This window comes from Actinomadura sp. WAC 06369 (assembly GCF_003947565.1).
Taxonomy (GTDB): Bacteria; Actinomycetota; Actinomycetes; order Streptosporangiales; family Streptosporangiaceae; genus Spirillospora; species Spirillospora rifamycini.
This window is the reverse complement of record NZ_QHJN01000009.1, coordinates 79,457-106,366: the sequence shown is the minus strand read 5'-3', so window position 1 is coordinate 106,366 and position 26,910 is coordinate 79,457. Positions and strand designations below refer to the sequence as shown.

The 26,910-nt window shown below is 73.6% G+C and carries 28 protein-coding genes; 10 read left to right on the top strand and 18 right to left on the bottom strand.

From position 1 onward, the window contains the following. The coding region (locus DMH08_RS04335) for a helix-turn-helix domain-containing protein (RefSeq protein ID WP_125611851.1) at nt 1–554 on the bottom strand (554 nt) is incomplete at its 3' end. A gap of 95 nt (nt 555–649) precedes the next feature. On the opposite strand from DMH08_RS04335, the gene def reads away from it, so the two are divergent. Together def and DMH08_RS04325 are read left to right on the top strand one after the other, a co-directional pair. After that, nucleotides 650–1,327 carry a peptide deformylase gene (gene def / locus DMH08_RS04330; protein WP_125611849.1) on the top strand — a complete coding sequence of 226 codons (678 nt, stop codon included), beginning with the start codon at nt 650–652 and terminating at the stop codon, nt 1,325–1,327. Nucleotides 1,328–1,334: 7 nt separating this feature from the next. Continuing rightward, nucleotides 1,335–2,159: an MOSC domain-containing protein gene (locus DMH08_RS04325; RefSeq protein WP_026401486.1), complete on the top strand. Its 825-nt coding sequence runs from the start codon at nt 1,335–1,337 to the stop codon at nt 2,157–2,159. Nucleotides 2,160–2,196: 37 nt separating this feature from the next. On the opposite strand, the gene DMH08_RS04320 is transcribed toward DMH08_RS04325, so the two are convergent. The 14 genes from DMH08_RS04320 to fadD1 form a co-directional block, all read right to left on the bottom strand. Continuing rightward, nucleotides 2,197–3,696: an FAD-binding protein gene (locus tag DMH08_RS04320; RefSeq protein WP_084549958.1), complete on the bottom strand. Its 1,500-nt coding sequence runs from the start codon at nt 3,694–3,696 to the stop codon at nt 2,197–2,199. A 29-nt stretch (nt 3,697–3,725) separates the two neighbouring features. Then, a complete protein-coding gene (locus DMH08_RS04315; RefSeq protein ID WP_125611847.1) occupies nt 3,726–4,463 on the bottom strand; it encodes a glucose 1-dehydrogenase in 738 nt (245 codons plus the stop codon). A gap of 51 nt (nt 4,464–4,514) precedes the next feature. Then, nucleotides 4,515–5,603, bottom strand: a complete 1,089-nt coding sequence (locus DMH08_RS04310; RefSeq protein WP_125611845.1) for an NAD(P)H-dependent amine dehydrogenase family protein — start codon at nt 5,601–5,603, stop codon at nt 4,515–4,517. Nucleotides 5,604–5,615: 12 nt separating this feature from the next. Then, nucleotides 5,616–6,059: a carboxymuconolactone decarboxylase family protein gene (locus DMH08_RS04305; protein WP_125611843.1), complete on the bottom strand. Its 444-nt coding sequence runs from the start codon at nt 6,057–6,059 to the stop codon at nt 5,616–5,618. Beyond that, nucleotides 6,056–6,928 (bottom strand): NAD(P)-dependent oxidoreductase, encoded by an 873-nt coding sequence (locus tag DMH08_RS04300; RefSeq protein WP_199747613.1) that lies wholly within the window; start codon nt 6,926–6,928, stop codon nt 6,056–6,058. Before DMH08_RS04300 ends, DMH08_RS04305 begins: the two co-directional genes overlap by 4 nt. 23 nt (nt 6,929–6,951) lie before the next feature. Continuing rightward, a complete protein-coding gene (locus tag DMH08_RS04295; RefSeq protein WP_026401491.1) occupies nt 6,952–7,701 on the bottom strand; it encodes an SDR family oxidoreductase in 750 nt (249 codons plus the stop codon). Then, nucleotides 7,698–9,203 carry an aldehyde dehydrogenase gene (locus DMH08_RS04290; RefSeq protein ID WP_125611840.1) on the bottom strand — a complete coding sequence of 502 codons (1,506 nt, stop codon included), beginning with the start codon at nt 9,201–9,203 and terminating at the stop codon, nt 7,698–7,700. The genes DMH08_RS04295 and DMH08_RS04290 overlap by 4 nt, the downstream gene beginning before the upstream one ends. Continuing rightward, nucleotides 9,200–9,859, bottom strand: a complete 660-nt coding sequence (locus tag DMH08_RS04285; RefSeq protein ID WP_125611838.1) for a nuclear transport factor 2 family protein — start codon at nt 9,857–9,859, stop codon at nt 9,200–9,202. Before DMH08_RS04285 ends, DMH08_RS04290 begins: the two co-directional genes overlap by 4 nt. Nucleotides 9,860–9,868: 9 nt before the next feature. After that, nucleotides 9,869–10,066: a ferredoxin gene (locus DMH08_RS04280; protein WP_026401493.1), complete on the bottom strand. Its 198-nt coding sequence runs from the start codon at nt 10,064–10,066 to the stop codon at nt 9,869–9,871. Between the two features lie 5 nt (nt 10,067–10,071). Then, nucleotides 10,072–11,457, bottom strand: a complete 1,386-nt coding sequence (locus DMH08_RS04275) for a cytochrome P450 (RefSeq protein ID WP_125611836.1) — start codon at nt 11,455–11,457, stop codon at nt 10,072–10,074. Further along, the gene (locus DMH08_RS04270) at nt 11,454–12,236 is read right to left on the bottom strand and encodes an SDR family oxidoreductase (protein WP_125611834.1); all 783 of its coding nucleotides are present in this window, start codon (nt 12,234–12,236) and stop codon (nt 11,454–11,456) included. Before DMH08_RS04270 ends, DMH08_RS04275 begins: the two co-directional genes overlap by 4 nt. 16 nt (nt 12,237–12,252) lie before the next feature. Next, the gene (locus DMH08_RS04265; RefSeq protein ID WP_125611832.1) at nt 12,253–13,509 is read right to left on the bottom strand and encodes a cytochrome P450; all 1,257 of its coding nucleotides are present in this window, start codon (nt 13,507–13,509) and stop codon (nt 12,253–12,255) included. Next, nucleotides 13,506–14,105 carry a TetR/AcrR family transcriptional regulator gene (locus DMH08_RS04260; RefSeq protein WP_026401497.1) on the bottom strand — a complete coding sequence of 200 codons (600 nt, stop codon included), beginning with the start codon at nt 14,103–14,105 and terminating at the stop codon, nt 13,506–13,508. The genes DMH08_RS04265 and DMH08_RS04260 overlap by 4 nt, the downstream gene beginning before the upstream one ends. A 76-nt stretch (nt 14,106–14,181) precedes the next feature. Further along, nucleotides 14,182–15,759 carry a fatty-acid--CoA ligase FadD1 gene (fadD1, locus tag DMH08_RS04255; protein WP_125611830.1) on the bottom strand — a complete coding sequence of 526 codons (1,578 nt, stop codon included), beginning with the start codon at nt 15,757–15,759 and terminating at the stop codon, nt 14,182–14,184. Nucleotides 15,760–15,839: 80 nt separating this feature from the next. Between fadD1 and DMH08_RS04250 the strand changes: the two genes are divergently transcribed. The 5 genes from DMH08_RS04250 to DMH08_RS04230 all read left to right on the top strand — a co-directional run bounded on the left by DMH08_RS04250 (nt 15,840) and on the right by DMH08_RS04230 (nt 20,194). Further along, nucleotides 15,840–16,691: an LLM class F420-dependent oxidoreductase gene (locus DMH08_RS04250; RefSeq protein ID WP_026401499.1), complete on the top strand. Its 852-nt coding sequence runs from the start codon at nt 15,840–15,842 to the stop codon at nt 16,689–16,691. A gap of 19 nt (nt 16,692–16,710) precedes the next feature. Continuing rightward, nucleotides 16,711–17,967: a hypothetical protein gene (locus DMH08_RS04245; RefSeq protein WP_125611828.1), complete on the top strand. Its 1,257-nt coding sequence runs from the start codon at nt 16,711–16,713 to the stop codon at nt 17,965–17,967. A gap of 96 nt (nt 17,968–18,063) precedes the next feature. Further along, nucleotides 18,064–18,705, top strand: coding sequence for a TetR/AcrR family transcriptional regulator (locus DMH08_RS04240; protein WP_125611826.1), 642 nt, complete (start codon nt 18,064–18,066; stop codon nt 18,703–18,705). Between the two features lie 33 nt (nt 18,706–18,738). Next, a complete protein-coding gene (locus tag DMH08_RS04235; protein ID WP_026401502.1) occupies nt 18,739–19,593 on the top strand; it encodes an SDR family oxidoreductase in 855 nt (284 codons plus the stop codon). Then, the gene (locus DMH08_RS04230) at nt 19,586–20,194 is read left to right on the top strand and encodes a carboxymuconolactone decarboxylase family protein (RefSeq protein ID WP_026401503.1); all 609 of its coding nucleotides are present in this window, start codon (nt 19,586–19,588) and stop codon (nt 20,192–20,194) included. Before DMH08_RS04235 ends, DMH08_RS04230 begins: the two co-directional genes overlap by 8 nt. Here DMH08_RS04230 and DMH08_RS04225 read toward each other — a convergent pair. Continuing rightward, a complete protein-coding gene (locus DMH08_RS04225; protein ID WP_125611824.1) occupies nt 20,191–21,165 on the bottom strand; it encodes a helix-turn-helix transcriptional regulator in 975 nt (324 codons plus the stop codon). The two genes, DMH08_RS04230 and DMH08_RS04225, sit on opposite strands and share 4 nt — an antisense overlap. A 62-nt stretch (nt 21,166–21,227) precedes the next feature. Between DMH08_RS04225 and DMH08_RS04220 the strand changes: the two genes are divergently transcribed. The 3 genes from DMH08_RS04220 (at nt 21,228) to DMH08_RS04210 (ending at nt 25,054) form a co-directional block, all read left to right on the top strand. Beyond that, nucleotides 21,228–22,412: an epoxide hydrolase family protein gene (locus tag DMH08_RS04220; protein WP_125611822.1), complete on the top strand. Its 1,185-nt coding sequence runs from the start codon at nt 21,228–21,230 to the stop codon at nt 22,410–22,412. Nucleotides 22,413–22,482: 70 nt separating this feature from the next. After that, nucleotides 22,483–23,325 carry an NAD(P)H-binding protein gene (locus tag DMH08_RS04215; RefSeq protein ID WP_125611820.1) on the top strand — a complete coding sequence of 281 codons (843 nt, stop codon included), beginning with the start codon at nt 22,483–22,485 and terminating at the stop codon, nt 23,323–23,325. Between the two features lie 274 nt (nt 23,326–23,599). Then, nucleotides 23,600–25,054: an MFS transporter gene (locus DMH08_RS04210; protein WP_051300389.1), complete on the top strand. Its 1,455-nt coding sequence runs from the start codon at nt 23,600–23,602 to the stop codon at nt 25,052–25,054. A 36-nt stretch (nt 25,055–25,090) separates the two neighbouring features. Here DMH08_RS04210 and DMH08_RS04205 read toward each other — a convergent pair whose 3' ends face one another. After that, the gene (locus tag DMH08_RS04205; protein WP_125611818.1) at nt 25,091–26,440 is read right to left on the bottom strand and encodes a TrpB-like pyridoxal phosphate-dependent enzyme; all 1,350 of its coding nucleotides are present in this window, start codon (nt 26,438–26,440) and stop codon (nt 25,091–25,093) included. 1 nt (nt 26,441) lies between these two features. Further along, nucleotides 26,442–26,726 carry an acyl carrier protein gene (locus DMH08_RS04200; protein WP_034517137.1) on the bottom strand — a complete coding sequence of 95 codons (285 nt, stop codon included), beginning with the start codon at nt 26,724–26,726 and terminating at the stop codon, nt 26,442–26,444. Nucleotides 26,727–26,910: the final 184 nt, after the last annotated feature.

The following is a 26,910-nucleotide window of genomic DNA, read 5'->3' as shown; positions in this document are numbered from 1 at the left end:
GGGGTGTGGGGGAGCAGGGGGAACAACCGGGCGATAAGGGCCACGGGCAGGGCGCCTTCCGGACGGGACAGGGGGCGCAGCTCCCGATCCCGGTAGGGGGCGAGCGCCCGCCGGACGGCGTCCGCGACCCGGCTCATCTCCTCCGGGGTCAGGTACGCGACGGCGCTGAACGCCTCGTCGCGGCGGAACTCGGGCGGCGCCTGGTCGCGGTGGGCGAGCCACCGGTGCCAGCTCTCGTCCTCCAGCCCGCGGGCCAGGTCGCCGAACGCCTCGCCCGAGGCGTCCGCGGCCCGGTCGCCGCGCCGCAGCCGCCAGGGGCGGGCGCGGCCCCCGCCGCGCGGCGCCTCCTCGATGAACCCGTGCCGTGCGAGTTGCCTCAGGTGGAACGAGCAGAGGCCGGAGCTGTAGCCCAGGCGGGCGGCGGCCTCGGTCGCGGTGGCGGTGCCCACCCGGGCCAGCAGGTCCAGGAGCGCCGTGCGGACCTCGTGTTCGCGCAGCCCGCCGCCGGTGCCGCGAGGGGGGTCGCGCAGGGCGTCGAGGTCGTCCTCAGTCACTTTGCAAAGTCTGCTACTTTGCAAAGATCACGGCAAGTCCCGCCGGAGCGTCGCGTCGCGGGGACGTTCGCGGCGTGCGGACAAGGAGGGGCAGCATGGCCGCTGGTCACGAGCATTCCGAACCCGTCGACCGGCGGGTCCGCGTGCAGGGGAGTCCCGTCGACTCCTACCCGGACCTGCCGCCGGAGGCGCGGCGCGGTTCGGTGCGCCGGATCACCGTGGTCGGCGAGGAGGTCCTGGCGCGCCCGTGCCGCGAGGTGTCCGACTTCGGCTCGCCGGAGCTGTCGGCCCTGATCGACGACATGTTCGCGACGATGTACGCCGCGGACGGCGCGGGGCTGGCGGCCAACCAGGTCGGCGTCGACCTCCGGCTGTTCGTGTACGACTGCCCGGACGACCACGGGGTCCGGCACGTCGGCCACCTCGTCAACCCCGTCCTGGAACTGCCCGAAGCGGGCGACCGCAGGCTCCTCAACGACGTCGAGGGGTGCCTGTCGGTGCCCGGCGCCTCGATGGAGGTCCCCCGCACCGACCGTGCCGTGGCGCGGGGGTCCGACAAGGACGGGCGCCCGCTGGTCATCGAGGGGACGGGCTACTTCGCCCGCTGCCTGCAGCACGAGACCGACCACCTGTTCGGCCGCACGTACATCGACCGGCTCTCCAAACGCGGCCGGAAGGAGGCGCTGCGGCAGATGGAGGAGCGCCGCGAGGACGTCTTCGCCCAACGCGCCGCCAAGGCGGCCGACCTGGACCGCGACCACGGAAGGAAGTGAGGGGGCCATGGCGGGAACGGCCGCGGAGTTGTGGCGCTATCCGGTCAAGTCGATGCTGGGCGAGGAGCTGCCCTCGGCCGAACTGGTCGCGACGGGCGTCGCCGGCGACCGGGGATGGGCGCTGCTCGACGCCGAGAGCGGGCGGATCGCGAGCGCCAAGAGCCCCCGGCTGTGGCGCGCCCTGCTGACCATGTCGGCGGTGACCGACGGCACCGGGGTGCGGATCGTCCTGCCGGACGGCCGGACGGTGCGCAGCGGCGACGCCGGCGCCGACGCGGCCCTGTCGGAGGCGCTCGGGCGCCGCGTCGTCCTCACCGGCACCCGTCCCGACGGCGCCACGCTGGCGCGCGCCGTCCCCGACCAGGTCCTCGCGGCCGGGGTCACCGCCGAGGTGGAGGACGAGGAGGTCGTCCTCGGGCAGGGGTCCCCGCCCGGCACGTTCGTCGACTTCGCGCCCGTCCACCTGGTCGGCACCGCGACGCTGGACGCGATCGCGGAGGCGGGGGAGCGCGGCGTCATGGAGGCCGCGCGGTACCGGCCCAACATCGTGCTCGACACCGGCGGCCCCGGCTTCGGCGAGAACGCCTGGGTCGGCCGCGACCTGGAGATCGGCGAGGCCGTCCTGCGCGTCATGGCGCCGACGCCGCGCTGCTCCGTGCCGACGCTGGAGCACGGCGCGCTGCCCCGCGACACCGCGGCGCTCCGCGCCCCCGCCCGGCTCAACCTCGTCGAGCCGGTGCCCGGACTCGGGCCGCGCCCGTGCGCGGGCGTCTACGCGCAGGTCGTGACGCCCGGACGGGTGAACGCGGGGGACGCCTTCCGCCTCCTGTGAGCGGCCGGCCCCGGAGCGGGCCGCCGCGGCGGGTCCGTCAGGGGACGGGCCGGCGGGACGTCTCGCGCGCCCGGGCCGCGGCGGCGAGGCCGGCGCGGCGGCCGAAGAAGGACCCCTCGCCGAGCTGGGTGCCCGAGCAGTAGCCGGCGCCGTCCTGGGCGATGTTGGACGCGCAGGCCCCGGCCGCGTAGAGCCCGCCGATGACCGAGCCGTCCGCGCGCCGCACCTCGCCGTCGACGGTGGTGGCCATGCCGCCGAGCGTGAAGCCCGCGTAGAGGGCGGTGCCGAGGGTGAGGTCGTAGACGCCCCAGGGACCCTTGACCTGCGGTGCCAGCCAGTCGGGATGCTTGTGGAAGTCGGGGTCCTCGCCCCGCGCGGCGTGCTCGTTGTACCGCGCCATCGTCGCCGCGAGCGAGCCCGGCGGCAGGCCCAGACCGGCCTCCATCTCCTCGATCGTCTCGTAGCCGTCCTTCAGCGGGACCAGCGGCATCCGCTGCTCCTCCATGTGCTCGCTGTCGGCGATCAGGTACGCCGCCGCGCCCGGCTGCTTCAGCACGAAGGCGGACGTCCGCGCGTGGTAGCCGTCCTCGGCCACGAACCGCTCGCCGCGGTTGTTGACGATCAGCCCCTTCACCAGGGACGACGGCGGGTAGAACGGCGCGGTGATGAAGGGCTCGTCCATGTGCTCGAGCGCGGCGCCCGCCGACTGGCCCAGCCGGATGCCGAGGCCGTCGTCGTAGCTGCCGCCCAGGGTGAACAGCTTCCCGCCGAGGGCCGGGGTGTAGGCCGCGACCATGTCCGGGTTCATCACGAACCCGCCGGCCGCGATCACGACCCCGGCGGCGGCGACCACCCCGGTCCGGTCGAAGTTCCGCCACGCGACCCCGGTGACCGCGCCGTCCCCGGCGACCACCAGGTTGGTGGCGCCGGTCTCGTACCGGACCTCGACGCCGGCCTCCTCGACCCGGTCCCGCAGCAGGTCCATCACCAGCTTGGTGCCCTCGGTGTCGCCCGGCACCGGCACCTTGTGCCCCCGCGGCGCCGGGCGGACCTCGTCGCGGAACGGCCACACCTTCTCGTTCCCGGTGAACATCAGCCCCTCGGTGCCCGGCTGGATCACCGCCTTCCCCGGGAAGTAGGACCGCTCGAACTCGAACCCCAGCGCCTCCAGCCAGTCGAAGTGCGCGACCGACCCCTCGCAGTACGCCCGGATCTTCTCCTCGTCCGGGTCCTTGGTGCTCGCCGTCAGGTACCGCGCCATCGCCTCGACCGTGTCCTCGTGGCCGGTGGCCTTCTGGACGGCGGTGCCCCCGCCGAGGTAGAAGTGGCCGCCCGACATGCTGGACGTCCCGCCGTGGACGGCGGCGCGCTCCAGCAGCAGCACCCGGGCTCCCGAGCGCGCGGCCTCCAGCGCGGCGCAGCCGCCGGCGATGCCGAAGCCCACCACCACGACGTCGAACCGCTCGGCGTCGTGGGGGAGGTCCGCGGCCGGGAGCGCCCGGGGCACGGCCAGTCCGGGGGAGGAGTGTGCGTTCATCGATCCTTGCCTCGCGTAGGTGGTGGCGGTCAGCCCTTGTGCGGGATCTGGTTGACGGTTCCCCCGTCGACGACGAACTCGGTCCCGGTGGCGTAGGACGACTCGTCGCTCGCGAGGAAGACGACGAAGGACGCGACGTCCTCGGGGCGGCCGGGGCGGCCGAGGGGGATCGGGATCTGGTCGTCGGGGAACCCCTCGGTGATCGGCGTCCGGATCAGGCCCGGGTGCAGGGAGTTGACGCGGATGCCGTGCGGGGCCAGCTCGACCGCGACCGACTTGGTCAGGCCGCGCAGCCCCCACTTCGAGGCGACGTAGCCGTGCGCCCAGGAGGTGCCGCGCAGCCCCTCGATGGAGGAGTTGTTGATGATCGAGCCGCCGCCGGCCGCGATCATCGGGTCCGCCGCCGCGCGGATGCCGAGGAACGGGCCGGTGAGGTTGACGTCGATGATCTCCTGCCACTTCTCCAGCTTGAACCGGTTGACGGCCGCGCCGTTGACGATGCCCGCGTTGTTGAACAGCACGTCGAGCCCGCCGAACTCGGCGACGGTCGTCTCGACGGCGGACGCCCAGTCCGCGGGGCTCGTCACGTCGAGGTGCACGTAGCGGGCGGCGTCGCCCAGGCCGTCCGCGACGGCCCCGCCGGCCTCGTCGAGGACGTCGCCGATCACGACCTTCGCGCCCTCGGCGGCCAGCGCCGCGGCGGCGGCCGCGCCGATGCCGCGCGCGCCCCCGGTGACCAGGGCGGTCTTCCCGTCCAGACGTCCCATCGCCGATGTCCTTTCGTGCGGGGTCAGCTCGTGCGGGTCAGCTCGTGCGGGTCAGCGGGCCAGTGTCGTCGCGAAGACGCCACGGGCGGTGTTGAAGGGCAGGTCGAGCGGGGTCCGGAGGCCCGGCGGGGCCGCCACGACGTCGGGGATCGCGTTGACGGCGCGTCCGGCGCCGACCGCGATCGCCGCGTGGTTGTGGTCGCCCTCGGCGCTGGACGGGCAGACGTCGACGCGGTACGACGGCTCGCCGACGATCTCGACGCGGTAGGAGCCGCCCGCCTGCGCCGGCTGCGGCCAGTCGGGGCGCAGGTCGCCGCGGAGGCGGGTCGTGTGGTCGATGACGAGCACTTCCCGGCCGCCGACGACGCCGGCGATCTGGAACCGCACCGCCGCCATCCCGCCCGCGGGGATGTGCCCGGCGGCCACGTCGAACGCCTCGGGCGCCGGTTCACGCTCGAACCGCTCGGTGATCTCGTCCAGCTCGAAGCCGAACCCGCGGGCGAGCATCCGCAGGCTGACGCCCCACGACGCCGCCAGGATCCCCGGCCTGAACAGCTTCGGCACCTCGTCCAGCGGACGGCCGAAGCCCATGAAGTCGAACATGACGGGCGCCCCGTCGTAGGTGGCGTAGTCGGCCATCTCCGAGCAGCGCACCTGCTCGACCCGCCGGCAGGTGGCCGCGATCGTGAAGGGCAGCACGTCGTTGGCCCACCCCGGGTCCACGCCGGTGACGAAGAGGCTCGTGCCGCCCGTCCGGCAGGCGTCCTCGACGGGGGCGATCATCCGCTCGGGCAGCACGCCCCACGGGTGGACCAGCGGGACCGGCGCGGTGGCGACGACGTCGCTGCCGGACGCGAGGATCCTCGCGACGTCGCCGAGCGCCGCGCCGAGCCGGTTCTCGCCGAGCGCGCAGTAGACCGTGCACTCCGGCCGCGCGGCGGCCAGCGCGGCGTCCAGGTCGGCGGTGGCCGCGACGCCCGTGACCGCGTCCAGGCCGGCGAGTTCGCCGGCGTCCCGGCCGACTTTCGCGGGGTTCGACACCACCAGCCCGGCCAGCTCGAACCGGGGGTCCTCGATGAGGTGCGCGAGGGCGATGCGGCCGACGTTGCCGGTCGCCACATGAAGGACGCGGATGGCCATGATGCTCCCGGGTCAGTCCTGGTCCTGGGCGGCCTCGGCCGCCTCGGCCGCCTTGGCCGCCTTGGCTGCCGCCCGGGCCGCCTTGCCGATCGTCTCCTCGACGACCGAGTTGAGCCGCGCGCCGTTCGGCCAGCCCGCGTAGTGGCTGAGGAACACGACGATCTCGCGCAGCGCGGCGTCGTCGAGTTCGCCGGCGGCGCGGGCGGCGGGGATCTGGACGCCGAGCACGTCGGCGGCGCCCTGGCCGGCGAGCATGCCGATGAGGAGCAGGCGCCGGTCCCGGTCGGAGAGGCCCGGCCGGTGCCAGATGTCGCCGAAGAGGTGGTCGGCGGTGTAGCGGAAGAAGTCGCCGGGGCCGTCGTTCATGTCGAAGCCGTAGACCTGCTCCATCTTGCGGAGGCCCCGGGCCCGCGCTTCGGGGAGTCCGTCGAACTTGCCGTTCTTCTCGTCGCTCATGACCGCTCCTCGCGGAAACCCAGCCCGGACGCGAGCCCGTCCCGGGCGATCCTGGCCATCGGCACGTCCACGCCGAGTTCCTCGGCCAGCGCGATGGCGAAGTCGAGATCCTTCTCCGCGAGCCGCCTGACGTGGTCGAAGGTGGTGAACCAGAACGAACCCGGCTCCAGGGCGGCGGTGGTGTCGCGGTGCATGATCGCGCCCGGCCCGCCGGTGAGCGCGTCGGTGTGCCGGACCACGTCGCCCAGGGCGGCGATGTCCAGCCCGGCCGCCTCGGCCAGCCGCTGCGCCTCCGTCGCGGCGGTGAACGCGGCGTAGTGCATCAGGTTGCGGGCGAGCTTGAACCGGGTGCCCGCGCCGATCGCCCCGGCGTGCACGACCTTCTTCGCCAGGACGTCCAGCACCGGGCGGACGGCGGCGAAGGCGTCCGCGGACCCGCCGACCATGACGGCCAGCTCGCCGGTGCCCGCGCCCATCGCGCCGCCGGAGACGGGCGCGTCGACCAGCCGGACGCCCCGCCGCGCGGCGAGCGCCTCGAGTTCGGCGGGCGTCGCGGGCGCCACGGTCGAGTGGACGGCCACGGTGAGTCCCGCGCCGGTCCCTTCGGCGGCCAGCACCTCGCCGAGCACCGAGCGCACCTGGTCGTCGTTGTTGACCATCACGCACAGCACGTCGCTGCCGGCGGCGAGCGAGCCGACGCCGTCGGCCGCCTTCGCGCCCGCCTCGACCAGCTCCGCGACCGGTGCCTCGGCGATGTCGAACACGCTCAGGGCGAGGCCCGCCTCGGCCTGCCGCCGGGCCAGCCGCGCCGCCATCGGCTTCCCGATGTCGCCGAGGCCCACGAACCCGACGCGGACGGCGTCGCTCATGTCGGTCCCCATTTCGTCCGCGCCTACAGCCGGAAGGTCTGGCCGCCGTCGACGGCGATGATCTGGCCCGTCACCCACGCGGCGTCGTCGGACAGCAGGAACTTCACCGCGCCGAGCATGTCCTCGGGGCGGCCGAACCGCTTGAGCGCCATGGCGCCGACGAGCTCCTTGGCCGCGTCGCCCGCCTGGACCCGCGTGGCCTCGGTGTCGGTGGGGCCGGGCGCGACCGCGTTGACCCGGATGTTCATCCCGCCGAGCTCGTGCGCGAGTTGCTGGGTCAGCCCGTTCACGCCCACCTTCGCCAGCCCGTAGAAGCCGGAGTAGAGGTAGGCCGCGGTGCTGGACTGGTTGACGATCGAGCCGCCGCCGCGCTTGCGCATCTCCCGGTACACCGCGCGGGTCATGACGAGCGCGCCGTTGAGGTTCACGTCGAGGAACCTCCGGTAGTAGTCCCAGTCGACGCTGATGAGCAGGTCGAACTTCATGTCGCCGTAGATGGCGGCGTTGTTGACCAGCGCGTCGATGCCGCCGTACTCGGCGACGGCCGTGTCCGCGACGGCCTGCGCCGACTCGGGCGACGCCACGTCGGCGCGGGCGAAGACCGCCGCGCCGCCGTCCGCCCGGATCTCCTTGGCGACCCGGGCGCCGGCGTCCTCGTTGATGTCGGCGACCACCACCGAGGCGCCCTCGGCGGCCAGCCCCCGGGCGTAGACCTCGCCGATGCCCTGCGCCGCGCCGGTGACGATGACGACCTTGTCCTGGAATCTGCTCACCGCTGGTCTCCCTGGGGTCGGGCCGGCTCGGCCACGGTCTTGGTCTCGAGGTACTCCTCGAACCCGGCCACGCCCATCTCGCGGCCGATGCCGGACTGCTTGTAGCCGCCGAACGGCGCGTCCGCGCCGAACCACATGCCGCCGTTGACGCCGATCGTCCCCGTGCGGACGCGGTCGGCGACGGCCTTGGCCCGCGCCAGGTCTCCGGAGTCGACCGAGCCGGAGAGGCCGTACGGGGACTCGTTGGCGATCCGCACGGCGTCGTCGTCGCCGTCGTGCGCGATGACGGTCAGCACCGGGCCGAAGATCTCCTCCTGGGCGACCCGGGCGGTGTTGTCGAGGCCGGCGACCACGGTCGGCTCGATCCAGAACCCGCCGGCCAGCTCGCCTTCCTGCTCGGCGATCCCGCCGCCGGTGGCGAACCGCCCGCCCTCCCGGGCCGCCAGGTCGAGGTAGCCCTTCACCCGGTCCCGCTGCGCCGCCGAGATCACCGGGCCGCAGATCGTGCCGGGGTCGAGCGGGTCCTTCGCGCCGAGCGAGCCCATCGTCGCGGCGGCGATCTCCACCGCCTCGTCGTAGCGGTCCCGCGGCACCAGAAGCCGGGTGGTGATGGCGCAGCCCTGGCCGGCGTGCACCGACGCCGCGAAGGCGGTGGTGCCGACGGCGGACGCCAGGTCGGCGTCGTCGAGCACGATCGCCGCGGACTTGCCGCCGAGCTCGAGGAAGACCCTCTTCAGGGTGGGCGCCGCGGCCGCCGCGATCGCCCGTCCCGTGGCGGTGGAGCCGGTGAACGAGACGAGGTCCACCCGCGGGTCGGTGGTCAGCAGCGCCGCCGTGTCGTTGTCGCGGGGCGTCACGACGTTGAACACCCCGGGCGGGACGTCGGTGTGCTCGGCGAACAGCCGGCCCAGCTCGCTCGCCAGCCACGGGGTGTCGGGGGCCGGCTTGAGCACCACGGTGTTCCCGGCGGCGAGCGCCGGGCCGATCTTGGCGAGGTTGATCTGGTTGGGGAAGTTCCACGGGGTGATCGCGGCGACCACGCCCACCGGCTCGCGCCGCACGGTGCGGCGGGAGCGGATGCCCATCGTGGTGCCGACGCCGAGGTCGGTCTCCCACGCGTAGCCTTCGGCGAGGTCGATCGTCCACTTCAGGCTCTCGACCGGGGTGTCGAACTGCGGCCCGGTGACGAAGAACGCCGGCGCCCCGGCCTCGGCGGTCGTGAGGGCCCGGAGCCGGTCGGCGTCGTCGAGCAGCGCCCGGTGGAACTGGCGCAGCACCCGGATGCGCAGCGCGCGGTCGGACGACCAGGCCGTCTCGTCGAACGCGCGCCAGGCGGCGGCGACCGCCGCGTCGACGTCCGCGGCGGTGCCGTCGGGCGCGCGGCCGATCTCCTGCCCGGTGGCCGGGTTGAGAATCGGGAAGGACGCCCCGCCGCCCGCACCGCGGAGCTTGCCGTCGATGTACTGCCGGGCCGGCGGGTTGCCCGGGACGCGGCCGGTCACCGCGCTTCCTCCGCGGCGCCGCCCGGCGCCTGCCCGGGCGCCTGCGTGATGTAGTCGCCGCGTTCGACCGGCGGGGGCCAGAGGGACGAGGTCAGGTCCTTGTAGCGGTAGTGGCCCGGGACGCCGTGGCCGGCGACCTTCATCCGCTTCAGCAGCGACTCGGGAGCCTTGCCGGACTTGACGATCTCCATGAACGTGTGGGCGGTCGACGGCAGGTCGAACCAGTCCCGCTGCCAGGCGATCTTGACCTGGCCCTCGTCCGGTCCGGAGGTCTGCCGCTCGACGCCGAACCAGGAGCCGCCGATGCCGAGGATCTCGTACTCCCCGCCGGTCTCGTCGTTGACGATGCCGGACCTCTGCTTCCAGAAGCCGACGATCATCGATTTCCGCTCGTCGATGACGGTGACCTGGTAGTCGTAGTGCCAGCCGTCGAAGCCGTCCATCTCGATGCCGATCGCCCAGTCGCGGATCTGGTCGCGGCCGACCGCCATGAAGTGCTCGTCGTGGCTGTACATCCAGCCGTAGGACGCGTCCTCGGCGTACCAGTCGGCCAGCATCCGCCAGTCGCCGGTCCGCTCGGCCTCCCGGTTGCCGGCGAGCCAGGAGTCCCAGAACTCCTCGATCTCGGCCCGGGTCAGCCCACTGTGCTCACTCACTGCGTCTCCTCAGTCCTCGTCGATCGAGAGTGCGAAGGCCGGGCAGTACTTCACGGCCGTGGCCACGTCCGCGCGGCGCGACTCGTCCGGACGCTCGTCGAGGACCACGACCACGTCGTTCTCCTCGTCGAACCCGAACACGTCGGGCGCGTCCCCCTGGCAGAGCCGGTGCCCCTGGCAGATGCCCGTGTCGGCGACGACCCGCATCCGGCTCACCGCCCCGCCCGGCGCCGGTACTTCACGCGGCAGGGCTGCTTGAGCTGGATCACCATCTTCGAGAAGTCGTCCCCGTAGGAGTCGAGAGGCTGGGCGGGCTCGAAGGCGAAGTCGCGCAGGACGACGGAGAAGATGGCCTTCATCTGCATCATCGCGAACGCGTTGCCGACGCAGCGGTGCTTGCCGGCGCCGAACGGGATCCAGGTCCAGCGGTTCTGCAGGTCCTCCTGGCGGGGGTCGATGTAGCGGCCCGGCTCGAACCGCTCGGCGTCGGGGAAGTCGTCCTCGATCCGGTTGGAGACCCGGGGCGACGCGGCGAGCAGCGTCCCGGCGGGGACGGTGGTGCCGAGCAGCTCGAAGTCCTCCCGGACCAGGCGCATCAGGATGATGAGCGGCGGGTGCAGGCGGAGGGTCTCCTTCAGCGCCGACTCCAGCAGGGGGATCGAGCGCAGCGCCTGGAACGAGACCTCGGACCCGTCGGCGTACAGCGCGTCCAGCTCGGCGACCACATCGGCGAGGACGTCCGGGTGGCGCAGCAGCTCGATCATGGCCCAGGACGCGGTGCCGCTGGAGGTGTGGTGGCCGGCGAACATCATCGAGATGAAGATGCCGGTGATGTGCTCGGCGCTCATGTCCAGGGAGATGAGGACGTCGAGCAGGTCGCGCTCCTCGCGGGGGACCTTGCCCCGCTCCTTGCGGCGGTCGATGATCCCCTGCACCAGCGCGACCAGCTTCTCCCGGGCCGCGTCGCGCAGCCGGAAGCTGTCGATGTCGGCGTGCGCGTCGACGTAGGCGATGGCGTCGGTGCCCCGCTCCAGCTCGTGGTAGTGCTGCGCGAAGGACGCGTCGAGCTCCTCGCGGAACGGCTTGCCGATCAGGCACGCGGACGTCGTGTAGATGGTCAGCTCGGCGAAGAAGTCGAGGAGGTCGATCTCGCCTTCGTCGCCCCAGTCCGCGACCATCCGGCGGATCTCCGCCTCGATGGTCCGGGCGTGCCCGCGCATCATGTCGCCGCGCAGCGCCTGGTTCTTCAGCATCTGCTGCCGCTCCTCCGGGGAGGCGTCGAAGACGACGCCCTTGCCGAAGATCGGCGTCATGAACGGGTACGCGGCCGCCTGGTCGAGCAGCTCGTCGGGCGCCCGGAAGAACACCTCGTTCGCCTCGGCGCCGCTGACCAGCACGACGTCCTTGTCGGCGAGCCGGAAGCGTCCGACGTCGCCGCACTCCGCGCGGACGCGGTGGAACAGGCCGATCGGATCGACCCGCATCTCCGGGAGATGCCCGGTGCCGCGGATGATCTCGGGGACCTCGGGGCTCCGGTCGTCCAGGACCGTGCTCACCTCGGGGATCCCGGCGAGCCGGTCGAGCCCGGGGGCAGTCATGATCTCTCCTCCACGGGTGCTTCGGGATTGACGTCGAGCAGGCTCAGATGCACGCCGCGCGGTGCGCCGACGATCGTGGCGATCGCGTCCGCGTGCGCCCTCGCCTTGAGGAAGTGGGGATGCCGGGCCAGCCCGAAGCGGACCCACTGGTCGAGCACGAACGCGGCGTCGCCGTCGTCCCAGTCGGTGCCCATGCCGCTCCACGTCGGCCCCGGCCGGACGATCGAGGCCCGCACGCCGGTGCCCTCGAGCTCCATCTGCAGCGCGTTCGCCATCCCCTCCAGGCCCCACTTGCCGGCCGAGTAGGCCGACATGAACGGGCGGGGGCGCACCGCCACGTCGGAGGAGACGAAGACGATGTCGCCCCGCCGGCGCTCGACCATGGCGGGCACGAACGTCCGCACGATCCGGTGGGCGCCGACGAGGTTGAGGTCGATCTCCCGGGCGAAGCGCGCGGAGGTGACCTCGATGGTCGCGCCGGGCGCCACCAGGCCGGCGTTGCTGACCACGACCTCGATGTCGCCGAGGTCGGCGGTCGCCTTCGCGGCGAACTCGGCCACCGCGTCGTCGTCGGTGACGTCGAGCGCGTGCGCGACCGCCTCGCCGCCGCCGGCGCGGATGGCCGCGGCGAGCTCCTCGAGGGCGTCGACGCGGCGCGCGCCGAGCGCGACCGGGTGCCCCGCCGCGGCGAGGACCCGGGCGGTCTCGGCGCCGATGCCGGAGGACGCGCCGGTGATCACCGCCGGACGCCGGTCGGGGTGCTGGTACTTCTTGGACACGTCGAACCCTTCCGCCTCAGCTCTTCCGCAGGGTGAAGCCGGTCGGCAGCGCGGCGAAGCCCCGGACGCTGGTGGAGTGCACGCGGACGGCGCGGTCGGCGTGCACGTGGAAGTCGCCCACCTGCCGGACCAGCTCGTTGAGGACGACGCGCGCCTCCAGCCGGGCCAGGTTGGCGCCCAGGCAGAAGTGCTTGCCGGAGCCGAAGCTGAGGATCCGGCCGAGCTCGTCCTTGGACCGGTGGAGGTCGAAGGCGGTCGGTTCGGTGAAGACCCGCTCGTCCCGGTTGGCCGAGCCGAGCAGGACGAGCGCCTTGGCGCCGGCGGGGATCGTCACGCCGTGCATCTCGACGTCGTCGACGACGTAGCGCGCGAGCATCTGGCTGGAGGTGTCGTGGCGCAGGGTCTCCTCGATCCACGCCGTCACCAGCGGTTCGGGGTCGTCCGGGCGGGCGAGCACCTCCGCCTTCTGCGCGGGGTGCGCGGACAGGTGGTAGAGGGCGTTGCCGAGCAGCTTGGTGGTGGTCTCGTTGCCGGCGACCACCATGAGGAACAGGAACGCGATGATCTCGCCGTCGGCGAGCCGGTCGCCGTCGATCTCGGCGACGGTGAGCGCGGCGGTGAGGTCCTCCGCGGGGTCGGCCGCGGCCCGGCGCTCGGCGACCATCCCGCCGTAGTAGGTGATCAGCTCGACGGCCGCCTCCATGCCGGCCGGGGGCACGTCGCGGACGCCGTCCTCGCGGTGCACGACGAGGTCGGCGAGGCGCCGGATCTCGTCCCGGTCGGACTCCGGCACCCCCATCATCTCCGAGATGACGTCCATGGGGAGCTTGCCGGCGAAGTCGGCGATCCAGTCCGCCTCGCCGTGCTCGGCGCAGGCGGCGAAGGCGCGTCGCAGGTAGTGCTCGGTGAGCCGCTGGATCTGCGGCTGGAGCTCCCGGACCCGCCGCGGCGTGAACGCGGCCGAGACGAGCCTGCGCAGCCGGGTCTGCCGCTGCCCGTCCAGGGCCAGGAAGCTCATCACCCGGTGCGCCTCGGGGTTCCACGCGCTCGCGTCGAGGGAGACGCCCATCCGGTTGGAGAACGCCGCGTCGTCGCGGAGCACGTCGAAGACGTCCGCGTGCCGCGAGACCACCCACAGGTCGTCCCGCTCGGCGTGGAAGACCGGCGCCTCGTCGCGCAGCCGCCGGTAGAGCGGATAGGGGTCCTCGTGGAAGTCGTAGTCGTAGGGATCGAAGGCCAGGGGTTCGGCCGGTGCGCCGCTCGGGGCGGTCATGCGTTGCCTCTCATGATCACTTCGACGGAGGTGACGAGCCGGTCGGTGATCTGGTCGTAGGTCAGCAGGCCCATGCCCGCCTGCAGCAGCGCCCCGGTGAAGGTGAGCACCAGCACCTCCAGCACGGCGGCGTCGGCCGGCTCGCCGGACGGTCCGGGCCCCGTGAGGGCGGTCTCGAACCGCGCGTAGAACTCGCCGCCGATCCGCAGCCGCAGCCGGGCGACGTCCGGGTCGCCGCCGAGCAGCGCGGGGGTCACCGCGGCCGCCAGTTCCGGTTCGGCGACGATCCGGGCGGTCAGCGCCCGGACGGCCGCCTGCAGGCGCTCGGTCGCCCCGCCTTCGGCCGTCGCGTGGGCGCCGCCTTCGGTGAGATGCCGCCAGAACAGCTCCGCGAACAGGTGGTTCTTGGACGAGAGGTAGGTGTAGGCGGTCGCGGGGGAGACGCCCGCGCGCTGGGCCACCGTCCGCACCGTCAGCGCCTCGTGCCCGACGGCGCGCAACTCCTCGAGTCCGGCGGCCATCAGTTTCCGCACCGTCTCGGCCTGCCGGGGGTTGAGGCCCTGCCGCGGCGTGGGACTGGTCACCTGACTGGACATGTGTCCACCTTAGGTGGGCCGGCGGGCCGCCGCAAGAGCCGCGCGGGCACCGGATCGGACGGGCCCGCGCCCGCGGTCACGTCCGCACTCCGTACCGCCGGCCCCGCTCTTCGCGGATCCAGCACGGATCGGCGAAGGCCGTCCCCTCGCGCACCAGCTCGCGCTTGAGCACCTTGTTCGTCGCGGTCGTCGGCAGTTCCCCGGCGATGCGCACGTAGCGCGGCCACGCCTTCGGCGACAGGTCCGCCTGCGCCGCCAGGAACTCCTCGAACGAGGCCGGGGTCAGGGAGCCGCCGTCGTGCAGGACGAGCGCCGCGACCAGGTCGTCCCCGACGTCCGGGGCGGGCACGCCGTAGACCGCCGCCTGGCTGACGGCGGGGTGCCGGACCAGGACGTTCTCGACCACCCCCGCGGCGAGGTTCTCGCCGTCCACGCGGAGCCAGTCGCTCGTCCGTCCGGCGAGGTAGACGTAGCCGTCCCGGTCGCGGTAGGCGAGGTCGCCCGACCAGTACATGCCCCCGTCGAGGCGCTCGCGGGTGGCGGCGGGGTCGTTGTAGTAGCCGCCGAAGTGGCCGGCGCCCAGCGTGTTGACCAGTTCGCCGACGGCCTCGTCGAGGTTCGTGACGCGCCCGTGCTCGTCGAACTCGGCGCGCGGGCATTCCGTGCGCGTCGCGCGGTCGTAGACCGCGACCCCGTCCCACGGCACCCCGATGGACCCGGGCGGCGTGCCGCTCTCGCGGGTGATGATGACGGCGGCCTCCGTCGAGCCGAACCCGTCCCAGACCGTCGTGCCGAAACGGCGCGCGAACGCGTCGATGTCGCGGTCGGACGCCTCGTTGCCGAAGGCGACCCGCAGCGGGTTGTCGGCGTCGTCCGGCCGCTCCGGCGTGCGGAGGATGTAGGCGAGCGGCTTCCCGACGTAGTTCATGTAGGTGGCGCCGTACCGGCGGACGTCGGCGAGGAAGCCGCCGGCCGAGAACCGGGGCGCGAGCGCCATCGCCGCGCCGGAGCAGAGCGCCACGGCGTAGCCGCCGAGGATCGCGTTGCTGTGGAACATCGGCATCGACAGGTAGCAGGTGTCCGCCGCCGTGACGGCGAACCGGTCGCACAGGGCGGCGCCCGAGAAGACGACCATGAGGTTGCTGACCTGGACGGCCTTGGGCGTCCCGCTCGTGCCGGACGTGAAGATCAGCATGAACGGGTCCGCCGCCGCCACCTCGCGCGGGTGCTCGAGCCGGGCCGGCCGCTCGGCGACCGCGCGCCGCCATTCGGCGCCGTCCGTGTCGATCGTCCGGACGCCCGGAAGCGAGAGCCCGTCGAGGAGCGGGAGGTGCTCGGAGTCCGTCAGCAGCACCTGGCAGTCCGCCCGCAGGATGTCGTCGGCCAGGGCCCGGCCCCGCCGGGTGACGTTGATCCCGACGGCGACGTACCCGGCCAGGGCGGACGCCGCGAGAGCGAACGCGTTCTCGGGGGTGCCCGCGAGGAGCACGCCGACGTGCGGAGGCCGGTCCGGCGCGAGCATCGGCCCGATGGCGCCGGCGCGGGCACCGGCGCCGGCGACGTACTCCCGCCACGTCCAGGTGAGGTCACCGAACTTGATCGCCGTCGCGTCGCTGTCGGCGAGCGACCGGAGGCACTGCTGGACGGTTTCCATGGGGCTGTTCTCCGTCCTTCGGCAAGACAGCTGTCCAGTCACCATTCCAAAGTATGTAGAACACGTTCTAGCATGGCGCCATGCGCAACGGAATAGTGCTCTTCACCTCGGACCGCGGCATCGCGCCGTCCGTGCTCGCGAAGGCCGCCGAGGAGCGCGGCTTCGACACCTTCTACGTGCCCGAGCACACCCACATCCCCGTGCGCCGCGACGCGCCGCACCCCACCGGCGGCCAGGACCTGCCGGACGACCGGTACACGCGCACCCTCGACCCGTGGGTCTCGCTGGCCACCGCCGCCGCGGTCACCGAGCGGATCGGCCTGGCGACCGCGGTCGCGCTGCCGGTGGAGTCCGACCCGATCACCCTCGCCAAGACGCTCGCGACCCTCGACCACCTGTCCGGCGGCCGCGTCACGCTCGGCGCCGGCTTCGGCTGGAACACCGACGAGCTGGCCGACCACCACGTCCCCGCGGACAGGCGGCGCACCGTCCTCAAGGAGTACCTCGAGGCGATGCGCGCGCTGTGGACGCGGGACGAGGCGTCCTACGACGGCGAGTTCGTCTCGTTCGGGCCGAGCTGGGCCTACCCCAAGCCGCCGCAGGGCCGCATCCCGGTCGTCATCGGCGCGGGCGGCGGGCCCAAGACCATGAAGTGGATCGCCCGCAACGCCGACGGGTGGATGACCACCCCGATCGAGAGCGGCATCGCCGCCAAGGCCGGGCTGCTGCGCGAGGAGTGGGCCGAAGCGGGCCGCGAGGGCGAGCCCGACGTGCGGATCCTGGTCGCGAAGAAGCCAAGCCCCGAGGACATGGCCGAGTGGTCCGCCGCGGGCGCGTCCGAGCTGATCTGGGGCGTGCCGGACGCCGACGAGGCCGCGGTGCTCGAGTACCTGGACAAGACGGCCGCCCGCCTGGGCCTGGCCCCGCGCTGACGATCGAGGAGACCGGCAGATGAACCGAGCGACCCCTCCGAGCCGCTACGCCGACCTCTCCCGGGAGGAGCTCGCGGCCGTCGTCCCCGAGCTGCTCCTGATCGGGCAGCTCATCGACCGCTCCGGCATGGCGTGGTGCATCAGCGACTTCGGGCGGGAGGCGATGGCGCGGATCGCGATCCAGGAATGGGCGGCCTCCAGCCCGATCTACACCAGGCGGATGCAGCGGGCGCTCGGCTACGCGCCCGAGGTGCCCGGGAAGGGCGACATCCCGACGATCTTCAAGGGCCTGCAGCTCGACATCGGCGCGCCGCCGCAGTTCATGGACTTCCGCTACACCGTCCACGACCGGTGGCACGGCGAGTTCCACCTCGACCACTGCGGCGCCCTCATGGACGTCGAGCCGATGGGGGACGCCTACGTCCGCTCGATGTGCCACGACATCGAGGACCCGACGTTCGACGCGACCGCGGTCGCGACCAATCCGAAGGCGCAGGTGCGGCCCGTCCACCGCCCGCCGCGCAGCCCCGCCGACCGGCACCCCCACTGCGCCTGGACCGTCACCATCGACGAGTCCCACCCGGAGGCCCGGGGCATCCCGCTGCTCGCCGTCAACGAGCGCTCCCGCGCCGCGAACCTCGAGCTGGCCCCGATCGACCCGGCCGACGAGGGCCGCGCCGACTACTCCGGCCCGCTGCTGTCCGACCTCGACTTCGCCGCCTTCTCCCGGTCGGCGCTGGCCCGGATCGCGGACGAGGTGTGCCTGCAGATGCACCTGCTCGACCGGGCCTTCGCGCTCGCCGTGGCCGAGCATGCCGCCGACGCCGACGGGCTCCTGCGGATCCGCCGCAAGCAGCTCACGGGCATCGCGGGCATCGCCGCGGAACGCCTGGCGCGCGCGCTGGACCTGCCGGACGGCCCGCGGGGGGCGGCCCGCCTCCTCGCGGTGCACCCCCTCTTCAATCCCGCGGCCTACGTCACCGCCGACTTCGACGCCGCGGGGGGCATCGCGGTGCGCCCGTCCCCGGCCCACGAGGACGGCGCCTGGATCTCCCTGTGCGGCCCCGGGTGGACGACCGCGCTGCGGGCCGCCGTCCGGGCCGTCGACCCGCGTCTGGACGTCGAGGCGACCGGCACCGAAGCGGAGTGGCGGCTCGCCGTCGTGCGGCGGGAACGGCCGGTTCCCGAACCCGACGAGGTCGCCGTCGTCCGCTTCAGCACCGGCGCCGACTTCGCCTTCGAGCCCCGCCGGTCCCTGCCGATCACCCCCGTCTGACGTCCGGTCCGCATGCCCGCGACGGCGTCGTCCGCCCGCCGCCGGACGGTCCGCGACCGCCGGTGGCGGCGGGCGCCCGGCACTAGCATCGGTCCGATGGAGGACTCTCCCGACACCGAACCCAAGCGGCTCTCGCCGGGACGGCACGGCCTGAGCCGGGAGGAGGTCACCGCCTCGCAGCGCGCGCGGCTGCTCGCCGCGATGGCCGAGGCGGCCGCCGAGAAGGGCTACGCGGCGGTCACCGTCGCGGACGTGCTCAAGCGCGCCAAGGTGTCGCGCCTGACCTTCTACCAGCACTTCTCCGGCAAGGAGGAGTGCTTCGCGGCCGCCTACGCGGCCGCCACCGACGCGCTGATGGACGTGCTGACGGGCGCCCTGGAGGAGGGGGGCGGGCGCTGGGAGTCGATCGAACGGGCCGTCGGCGCCTACCTGGACGCGCTCGCCGCCGAGCCCGTCCTGGCCCGGCTCTTCCTCGTCGAGGCGTACGCCGCGGGGCCGGAGTTCCTGCGCCGCCGGATCGACCGGCAGCGCTCGGTCGTCGACGCACTGGCCGACCACGTGGGCGCCCGCTCGCCGCAGGGGCGGCTGACCTGCGAGGCGCTGCTCGGAGCCGTCGTCTCGATGGCCACCGCCCGGATCATCCGGGACGACTTCGCGGCCCTGCCCGGGCTCCGCGCTCCGCTCGGCGCCCTCCTGCGCGGGCTGGCGCGGTCGCTCGACGAGGACCCCGATATATAGCCATCACTGTTTATAAATGTTACCGTCCCGGCCATGACGAATCTGGAGGGCCGGACGTGCCTCATCACCGGTGCCGCCGGCGGCCTCGGCCGGAGCATGGCGCTGGCCGCCGCGGCCCGCGGCGCCGAGCTGGTGCTGACCGACCTGGACGACGCCGGCCTGCGGCGCACGGCCGACGAGGTGCGGGACGCGGGCGGCACCGTCCGGTTCAGTGAGGCCGCCGACGTGGCGGACCGGGACGCGGTAGGACGGCTGGCCGAGCGGGCGCTCGCCGCCACCGGCGGCGTCGACGTGGTGATGAACGTCGCGGGCGTCTCGGTCTGGGGGGCCGTCGACCGGCTCGACCACCGGCACTGGCGCCGCACGGTCGACATCAACCTGATGGGGCCGATCCACGTCATCGAGGCGTTCGTGCCGCCGATGATCGCGGCGGGACGCGGCGGGCACCTCGTCAACGTGTCCTCGGCCGCGGGACTGTTCGGCCTGCCCTGGCACGCCGCCTACAGCGCGAGCAAGTTCGGGCTGCGCGGCGTCAGCGAGGTGCTCCGCTTCGACCTGCGCCGCCACCGCATCGGCGTGAGCCTCGTCTGCCCCGGCGCGGTCGCCACCCCGCTCGTCCGGAGCGTCGAGCTGGTCGGCATCGACCGCGAGACGCCGACGGCGCGCCGGATGACCCGCCTGTTCGCCCGGCACGCGGTGTCCCCGGACCGTGCGGCGCGGGCCGTCCTGCGCGGCGTCGAACGCGATCGGTACATGGTCTACACCTCGGCCGACGTGCGGATCGGGCACCTGGCCCAGCGCCTGTGCCCGCCGCTGTACGAGGCGGCCATGCACGCGATGAACCGGGCGTTCGTCCGGGCCGTGCGGCGGGCGGCGCGCCGTGGCTGAGCCGTCGCCCGCCGGGCGGCCGCGCGTCGCGCCCGGCGGCCTGCGGCAGGTCGGGCCGCTGGCCTGGCTCGTGAGCCGCGGCACGGCGCGGGTCGCGGGCACGACGCCGCCGAACCTCTTCCTCACGCTGGGGCGCCGCCGGAAGCTGTTCCGGGGCTGGCTGCACTTCGCCGCCCGGCTGATGCCGGCCGGCGGCCTGCCGCGGCGGGAGGGCGAGATGGTGATCCTGCGCGTGGCGCACCTCCGCGGCTGCGACTACGAGTTCCGGCACCACTCCCGGCTCGCCCGCCGCGCCGGCCTCACGGCCGGCGACCTCGAACGGATCACGGCCGGTCCCCGCGACGGCGGCTGGACGGGCCGCGACCTGGCGATCCTGACCGCCGTGGACCGCCTGCAGCGGGACCGCGACATCGACGACGACGCCTGGGCCCGGCTGCGCGAGCACCTGACCGAGCCGGAGTGCGTCGAGCTGTGCATGCTCGCCGGCCACTACGACATGCTCGCCACCGTGATCACCGCCCTGCGCATCCAGCCCGACCGCCCGCGGCGGCGCGGCTCGTCGACGGACACGGAGGCGCCGGCCCGCAAGAGTGCCCGTTAACTCTCCTCCCGCCCGGGCTCGACGGCGCGGCGGTAGCGATCGGCGAGTGCGCGCACGTGTTCGACGAGCTCAGCGGGTTCCGTCACGGTGAAGTCGAAGCCGAGCAGGCCGAGGTGGACGGCGAGCGCCTCGACGCCGTCCGCGCCGGTGTCCAGCAGGCAGCGGGTGTCGTCGACCGGAGTGACCGCCCCGACGGCGGCGTTGATCCGCTCGGCGACCCGTTCGGCCGGCGCGTGCACGACGACCCGCGCCCGGTACCGCCAGGAGGCCGAGGACACGCCCCGGCGCACCTGGTCGACGGCCTCCTCGGGGAGCTCGCGGGGAGCGAACCGGGGGCCCGCCGGGGTGCGCGGGCGGAGCCTGTCCACCCGGAACGTCCGCCAGCCGGCCCGGTCGACGTCGAACGCGACGAGGTACCACCGGCGCCCCCAGTTGACGAGCCGGTACGGCTCCGCCTCGCGCCGGGTCGCGGAGCCGTCGTGGCCCCGGTAGTCGAACCGCAGACGCTCGTGGTCGCGGCAGGCGGCGGCGAGGGTGCTCAGCGTGTCCGCGTCCACCCGCGGGCCCGGGTCGTCCCGGGGTACCGCGACGGCATACCGCTGGAGGGCGCCGACGCGGCGCCGGAGCCGGGCCGGCAGGACCTGCTCCAGCTTCGCCAGCGCGCGCAGCGAGGTCTCCTCGACCCCGGTGATCGTGCCGCCGGCGGCGGTGCGGAGCCCGATCGCCACCGCGACCGCCTCGTCGTCCTCGAGGAGGAGCGGCGGCAGCGCGGCACCGGCGCCGAGCCGGTACCCGCCCACCGAGCCGCGAGTGCCGTGCACCGGGTAGCCGAGGTTCCGCAGCCGTTCCACGTCGTTGCGGACGGTCCGGGTGCTGACCGACAGCCGCTCGGCCAATTCGGCGCCGGTCCAGTCGCGGGGGGTCTGCAGGAGGGAGAGCAGGCGCAGCAGCCGCGCCGAGGTTTCCAACATTCTTCGGAGCCTGCCTCGCCATTAGGAACGGACCTTGCCTAATTGCTCCCTACGTTAGGGGCATGACGAACGAAGGCGCGATCGCCCCCTTCCGAATCGAGATTCCCGAGGCCGAGCTCGACGACCTCCGGCAGCGGCTGGCCCGGACCCGGTGGGCCGGGGAGCCGCCCGCCGGCGAGGCCGCGGCGTCCGGCCCGGTACCGCCCGGCTGGGAGTACGGCGTCCCGGTGGGCTACGTCAGGGAGCTCGTCGAGCGGTGGCGCACCGGATACGACTGGCGCGCCTGGGAGGCGAAGCTGAACGCGCACCCGCAGTTCACCACTGAGATCGACGGCCAGAACGTCCACTTCCTGCACGTGCGCTCGCCGGAGCCGGACGCCACGCCGCTGATCCTGACCCACGGCTGGCCGACGTCGGTCGTCGAATGGCTCGACGTGATCGGCCCGCTCACCGACCCGCGGGCCCACGGCGGCGACCCGGCGGACGCGTTCCACCTGGTCGTCCCGTCGGTGCCGGGCTTCCCGCTCTCCGGGCCGACCCGGGAGCGCGGCTGGGACCGGTACCGGGTGGCGCGCGCCTGGGCCGAGCTGATGCGCCGGCTCGGGTACGACCGGTACGGCGCGGCCGGCAACGACGGCGGATCGCTGATCTCCCCCGAGGTGGGCCGGGCCGATCCCGAGCACGTCTGCGGCGTCCACGTCACGCAGGTCTTCTCGTTCCCCTCGGGCGACCCCGCCGAGCTGGACGGGCTCGGCGAGGAGGAGCGCGGCAAGCTCGCCTTCGCCGAGTGGTTCACCGAGAACCGGGGCGCGTACGACAAGCTCCAGTCCACCGAGCCGCAGAACCTCGCGCACGCCCTGGCGGACTCGCCCGCCGGCCTGCTGGGCTGGCACGCCCAACTTCTCGGCCCCTCGCTCGACCCGGACTACGTGCTCACCAACGTCATGCTCTACTGGCTGACCAACACCGCCGCCTCGGCCGCGCGGTTCTACTACGAGGACGCGACGACCGCCCCCGCCCGGCAGAAGTCGAACGGCCGGGGCACCGCGGTGCCGGAGCCGACCACCGTGCCCCTCGGGCTGGCGAACCTCGCCTGGGACTACCAGTCGATCCGGACGTTCGCCGAGCGCGACCACGCGAACATCGTCTCCTGGAACGCCTACGACCGGGGCGGCCACTTCGCCGCGCACGACGCGCCGGACCTGCTCGTCCAGGACCTCCGGGAGTTCTTCCGCAAGGTCCGCTGACCTGCCGCCGCCCGTTCGCGTCCCCCGTTTCCTCATCCCTCCCGTTTCCCCGCAACGAAAAGGAGCCCTCGTGTATCTCGTCATCGGTGCCACCGCCCATTTCGGACGCCAGACCGTGGAGGAACTGGTCGCCGCGGGCGCGCCCGTCCGGGCGCTGACCCGCGCGCCGGAGCGGGCCGGCCTGCCGGCGCAGGCCGACGTGGTCCAGGGCGACCTGACCAAGCCCGAGACACTGCCGGCGGTGCTGGCCGGAGTCGAGGCCGTCTTCCTGGTTCCGCAGTACGGCATGGACCTCGCTCCGCTGGTGGCGGCCGCGGAGCGGGCCGGGGTACGGCGGCTCGTGCTGCTGTCCTCCGGGGCGGTCGTCCCGGGCGCCGAGCGGCAGCCGGACGCGATCGCCCGGTACCACCGCGACGTGGAGCGGGCCGTCGAGGCGTCCGGGATGGAGTGGACGTTCCTCCGGCTGCTGTTCCCCGCCATCAACTCGCTGACGTTCGCGATGCAACTCCAGGGCGGTGACGTCGTTCGTGCGCCCTACACGAAGGCCGCTTTCAGTGCCGTGCACGAACGGGACGTCGCCGAGGTGGCCGCACGAATTCTCGTCGGCGGCGGGCACGCGGGGCGGGTTTACGACCTGACCGGGCCCGAGTCGCTGACCCAGGCGGCGCAGGTGCGCATCCTCGGCGAGGCGCTGGAGCGCCCGCTCACCGTCGAGGACGTCGACCCGGAACCCGTCCTGCGGGAGATGGGCCGGTTCATGGACCCCGAGTTCCTGGCGGCCCTGTTCGGTCTCATGGCGCGTGCGGTCGGCCAGCCCGCACCGGTCAACGACGTCGTCGAACAGATCACCGGGCACCCCGCGCGTCCCTACGCCCGGTGGGTCGCGGATCACCGGTCCGACTTCGGCGGCTGACCGGGGAGGGGCGGCGCCCGCCGCCCCTCCGCCCGGTGCCGGGACGGCCCCCGGCACGAGGGGCGGGGCGCGCCGCGTTCGCGAGGCGGACGCGGCGCGCCGCCGATACACCGGAGGGACCGGTGGGGCTGTGGGCATTGCCGGTGGCTCCCGAGTCGGTTAGCTTCCGCCTAGAACCGCCTGTGGCGGCCCCGCCAGCTTCGCCGTGAGGACCCATGCTCCCTGACAGTCCTGTCGCGCCCCCCGCCGCACGCCCGATCGGCGGGCACCCGCGATGACGCGTCTCGTCCCGCGCGCCCGGACGTGGAAGCAGGGGCGCGGACGCCCCGCGCCCGCCGCTGAGGGGCGCGGCGGCGGCCCGGCCGGCGGGCGCCTCGCGCTCGCGATCCTGGCCACCTGCCAGCTCACGCTCGTGGTGGACGCCTCGATCGTGAACGTGGCGCTGCCGAGCATCCGGAGCGGCCTGGGGTTCGGCGACGCGGGGCTGTCCTGGGTGGTGAACGCCTACACCCTCGCGTTCGGCGGGCTGCTGCTGCTCGGGGGACGGGCGGGCGACCTGCTCGGCCACCGCCGGGTGTTCATGGCGGGCGTCGGCCTGTTCACGGTCGCGTCCCTGGTCGGCGGGCTCGCCGCCGCGCCGGGGTGGCTGCTGGCCGCGCGGGCGGCGCAGGGCGTCGGCGCCGCCCTCGCCGGGCCCGGGGCGCTCGCGCTCATCGCCACGACGTTCGAGGACGGGCCGCGCAGGAGCCGGGCGCTGGCCGTGTCCGCGATCGTCGGGAGCGCGGGCATGGTGGTCGGGCTCGTCCTCGGCGGGGTGCTGACGGCCTGGGCGTCGTGGCGGGCGGTCCTGTTCGTCAACGTCCCGGTCGGGGCCGCCATCGTGCTGCTCACACCGCGCGCCATCCGCGAGTCCCCGCGCCGGGAGGGCCGCTTCGACCTGGCCGGCGCGTTCGCCTGCACCGCCGGGTCGACGCTCCTGGTGTACGGCTTCATCCGCGCCGCCGAGGGCGGCTGGTCCGCGGGCTGGACGCCGGGCGCCTTCGGCGTCGCCGTGCTGCTGCTCGCGCTGTTCCCGGTGATCGAGGCCCGCGCCCGGCAGCCGATCATGCCGCTGCGGCTGTTCCGCGACCGGGACCGGGTGGGCGCGCTCATCATGCGGCTGCTGCTGACCGCCGCCATGAGCGGCATGCTGTTCTTCCTCACCCTGTACGTCCAGGGGGTGCTCGGGTACGGGCCGCTGGAGACCGGGTTCGGGTTCCTCCCGACGACGATCGCGCTGATCGCCGCCAGCAGGGCGGTGCCCCGGCTGCTTTCCCGGTACGGCCCGCGGCCGATCATGGCGGCGGGCGCCGTGCTGTGCCTGGCGGGGATGGTGTGGCTGACGCAGGCGGGGCAGACGAGCGGCTACCTCACGATGATCCTCGGCCCGGTGCTGCTGTTCGGCGCCGGCACCGGGCTGGTGTCGGTGGCGGCGACGTTCGTGGCGCTGGCGTCGGTGCCGCCGGGCGAGACCGGCGCCACGTCGGCGCTGCTGCAGAGCATGCAGCAGACCGGCGGTTCGCTGGGCCTGGCCGTGCTGGTCAGCACGCACGACGCCGCCGCGCGCGGGACGTCCGAGCTGGCCGGCATGCGCGGCGCGTTCACCGCGGGCGCGGTCTTCACCGCGGGGATGCTCGTGACGGCGCTGGTCGGCTTCCGGCGGCGCCCCGCCGGTCGGGAGAGCGCCTGAAGGCGCTCCGCGCGCCATCGCTCGGCGGGGGGCGGTTCACAGCGACTCGATGAGGCGCAGGGACGCCTTGATCTCCTCGTCGGTGGGGGCGACGTCGGCGGTCTCCCCGGACAGGTGGCTCTCGTAGGCCCCGAGGTCCAGCAGCCCGTGGCCGCTCAGCCCGATGAGGATGACGCGTTCGGCCCGCTCCTCGCGGGCGCGCGCCGCCTCGTCGATCGCGGCGGCGACGGCGTGGGCCGATTCGGGGGCGGGCACGAGCCCCTCGGCCTTCGCGAACACGGCGCCGCTCTCGAACACCCGGGTCTGCGGGTAGGCGGTCGCCTCCACCAGGCCGTCGTGGTACATCGCGCTGACGATCGGGGCGGCGCCGTGGTACCGCAGCCCCCCGGCGTGGATGTGGTAGGCCGTGAACGTATGCCCGAGGGTGTACATCTTCACGGCGGGGGTGACGCCGGAGTAGTCGGTGTAGTCCATCATGTAGCTGCCGCGGGTCATCTTGGGGCAGGCTTCGGGCTCGACCGCGAGGAACCGGGTGCCGGGGTTCTCGGTCCGCGACGCCCGGTAGAAGGGGAAGGTCAGCCCGGCGAAGTTGCTGCCCGCTCCCATCGCCCCGATGACGACGTCGGGGAACTCGCCCGCCAGGCGCATCTGGAGCAGGGCCTCCTCGCCGATGACCGTCTGGTGCATGAGGACGTGGTTCTCGCCGCTGCCGATCGAGAACCGCGCCTCCTTGCGGCCGTTCGCGTACTCGATCGCCTCGGCGTTCGCTATCCCGAGGGTGCCCGGCGAGTCGGGGTCGGCGCGCAGGGCGGCCCTGCCGACCTCCGTCCTCGTGCTGGGGCTCGGGACGACCTCGGCCCCGTTCAGCCGCATCAGCGTGCCCCGGTAGGGCTTCTGCTCGTAGCTGGACCGGACCATGAAGACGGTGCACGCCATGCCGTACGGGTGGCAGGCCATCGCGAGCGCGGTGCCCCACTGGCCCGCGCCCGTTCCCGTGACCATCTCCCGGACGCCCGACCTGCCGTAGTAATACGCCTGCGCCAGCGCGGTGTTTATCTTGTGGCTGCCAGAAGGGCTGGTGCCCTCGTATTTGACATAGATACGCGCCGGGGTGTCGAGTTCCTTCTCGAGTCTGACCGCGCGGAACAACGGAGTCGGGCGCCAGCGCCGGTACTCCGCCCGAACGGGGTCGGGTATTTCTATGAAACGCTCGCGGCTGATGCTCTGGCGGTACATCGACAGCGGGAGTTGCGGTTGCAGGGGTGTTTCCAAGTCGTTTCTCGGTCGCGCCGGCCGCGCCGCTGGAACGTCGAACGGGAGATCGGCGAGGACGTTGTACCAATGCGTCGGAATCCGGTCCCGGTCGAGTTCGAAATTCTCCCGCATCTCAGGCTCCGCCGCCCTCCGCGTCGACGATTCCACTGATCATGTCCACCAGGCTGCCCACGTCGCGCAGCTCCGCGAGCATGACGTCCTCGTCGTCGATCTCGATGCCGAACTCCTTCTCGACCTCCACGAGGGTGTGCAGCAGGCTGAGCGAGTCCATGCCCACGGTCGGCGAGTAGAGCGAGACCTTCTCGTCGAGTCGCGCAGGGTCGATGTTCAGATCGAGAACGCGGATCATAATGCTTTTGATCTGCGCCGCGAGGTCCGTTCTGTTGGCACGATCCATGGGCATGCACCTCGTCTGCGGCGTCGGCCGGAAGGAGAAGCGAACGGGAGTCGGCGGGGGGAGGAATCGGCGCCGGGGATATGCGTGCGCCAGCAGTCGCGGAACGGCGCGTCACGGGCCGGCGGTGGAGTCGCCGGTTCGGCCGGTCCGACCCGCCGGGTCCTCTCCGGAGAACCGGCGGCGG

Bases quoted from the DNA above. Each gene is read 5' to 3' on its own strand.
- DMH08_RS04245 (WP_125611828.1), top strand. From the start codon at position 16,711: ATGAACCGAGCGACCCCTCCGAGCCGCTACGCCGACCTCTCCCGGGAG.
- DMH08_RS04320 (WP_084549958.1), bottom strand. From the start codon at position 3,696: ATGAACGCACACTCCTCCCCCGGACTGGCCGTGCCCCGGGCGCTCCCG.
- DMH08_RS04210 (WP_051300389.1), top strand. From the start codon at position 23,600: ATGACGCGTCTCGTCCCGCGCGCCCGGACGTGGAAGCAGGGGCGCGGA.
- DMH08_RS04250 (WP_026401499.1), top strand. From the start codon at position 15,840: ATGCGCAACGGAATAGTGCTCTTCACCTCGGACCGCGGCATCGCGCCG.
- def (WP_125611849.1), top strand. From the start codon at position 650: ATGGCCGCTGGTCACGAGCATTCCGAACCCGTCGACCGGCGGGTCCGC.
- DMH08_RS04265 (WP_125611832.1), bottom strand. From the start codon at position 13,509: ATGACCGCCCCGAGCGGCGCACCGGCCGAACCCCTGGCCTTCGATCCC.
- DMH08_RS04325 (WP_026401486.1), top strand. From the start codon at position 1,335: ATGGCGGGAACGGCCGCGGAGTTGTGGCGCTATCCGGTCAAGTCGATG.
- DMH08_RS04280 (WP_026401493.1), bottom strand. From the start codon at position 10,066: ATGCGGGTCGTCGCCGACACGGGCATCTGCCAGGGGCACCGGCTCTGC.
- DMH08_RS04200 (WP_034517137.1), bottom strand. From the start codon at position 26,726: ATGGATCGTGCCAACAGAACGGACCTCGCGGCGCAGATCAAAAGCATT.
- DMH08_RS04225 (WP_125611824.1), bottom strand. From the start codon at position 21,165: ATGTTGGAAACCTCGGCGCGGCTGCTGCGCCTGCTCTCCCTCCTGCAG.
- DMH08_RS04300 (WP_199747613.1), bottom strand. From the start codon at position 6,928: ATGAGCGACGCCGTCCGCGTCGGGTTCGTGGGCCTCGGCGACATCGGG.
- DMH08_RS04275 (WP_125611836.1), bottom strand. From the start codon at position 11,457: ATGACTGCCCCCGGGCTCGACCGGCTCGCCGGGATCCCCGAGGTGAGC.
- DMH08_RS04315 (WP_125611847.1), bottom strand. From the start codon at position 4,463: ATGGGACGTCTGGACGGGAAGACCGCCCTGGTCACCGGGGGCGCGCGC.
- DMH08_RS04235 (WP_026401502.1), top strand. From the start codon at position 18,739: ATGACGAATCTGGAGGGCCGGACGTGCCTCATCACCGGTGCCGCCGGC.
- DMH08_RS04310 (WP_125611845.1), bottom strand. From the start codon at position 5,603: ATGGCCATCCGCGTCCTTCATGTGGCGACCGGCAACGTCGGCCGCATC.
- DMH08_RS04205 (WP_125611818.1), bottom strand. From the start codon at position 26,440: ATGCGGGAGAATTTCGAACTCGACCGGGACCGGATTCCGACGCATTGG.
- DMH08_RS04220 (WP_125611822.1), top strand. From the start codon at position 21,228: ATGACGAACGAAGGCGCGATCGCCCCCTTCCGAATCGAGATTCCCGAG.
- DMH08_RS04260 (WP_026401497.1), bottom strand. From the start codon at position 14,105: ATGTCCAGTCAGGTGACCAGTCCCACGCCGCGGCAGGGCCTCAACCCC.
- DMH08_RS04240 (WP_125611826.1), top strand. From the start codon at position 18,064: ATGGAGGACTCTCCCGACACCGAACCCAAGCGGCTCTCGCCGGGACGG.
- fadD1 (WP_125611830.1), bottom strand. From the start codon at position 15,759: ATGGAAACCGTCCAGCAGTGCCTCCGGTCGCTCGCCGACAGCGACGCG.
- DMH08_RS04305 (WP_125611843.1), bottom strand. From the start codon at position 6,059: ATGAGCGACGAGAAGAACGGCAAGTTCGACGGACTCCCCGAAGCGCGG.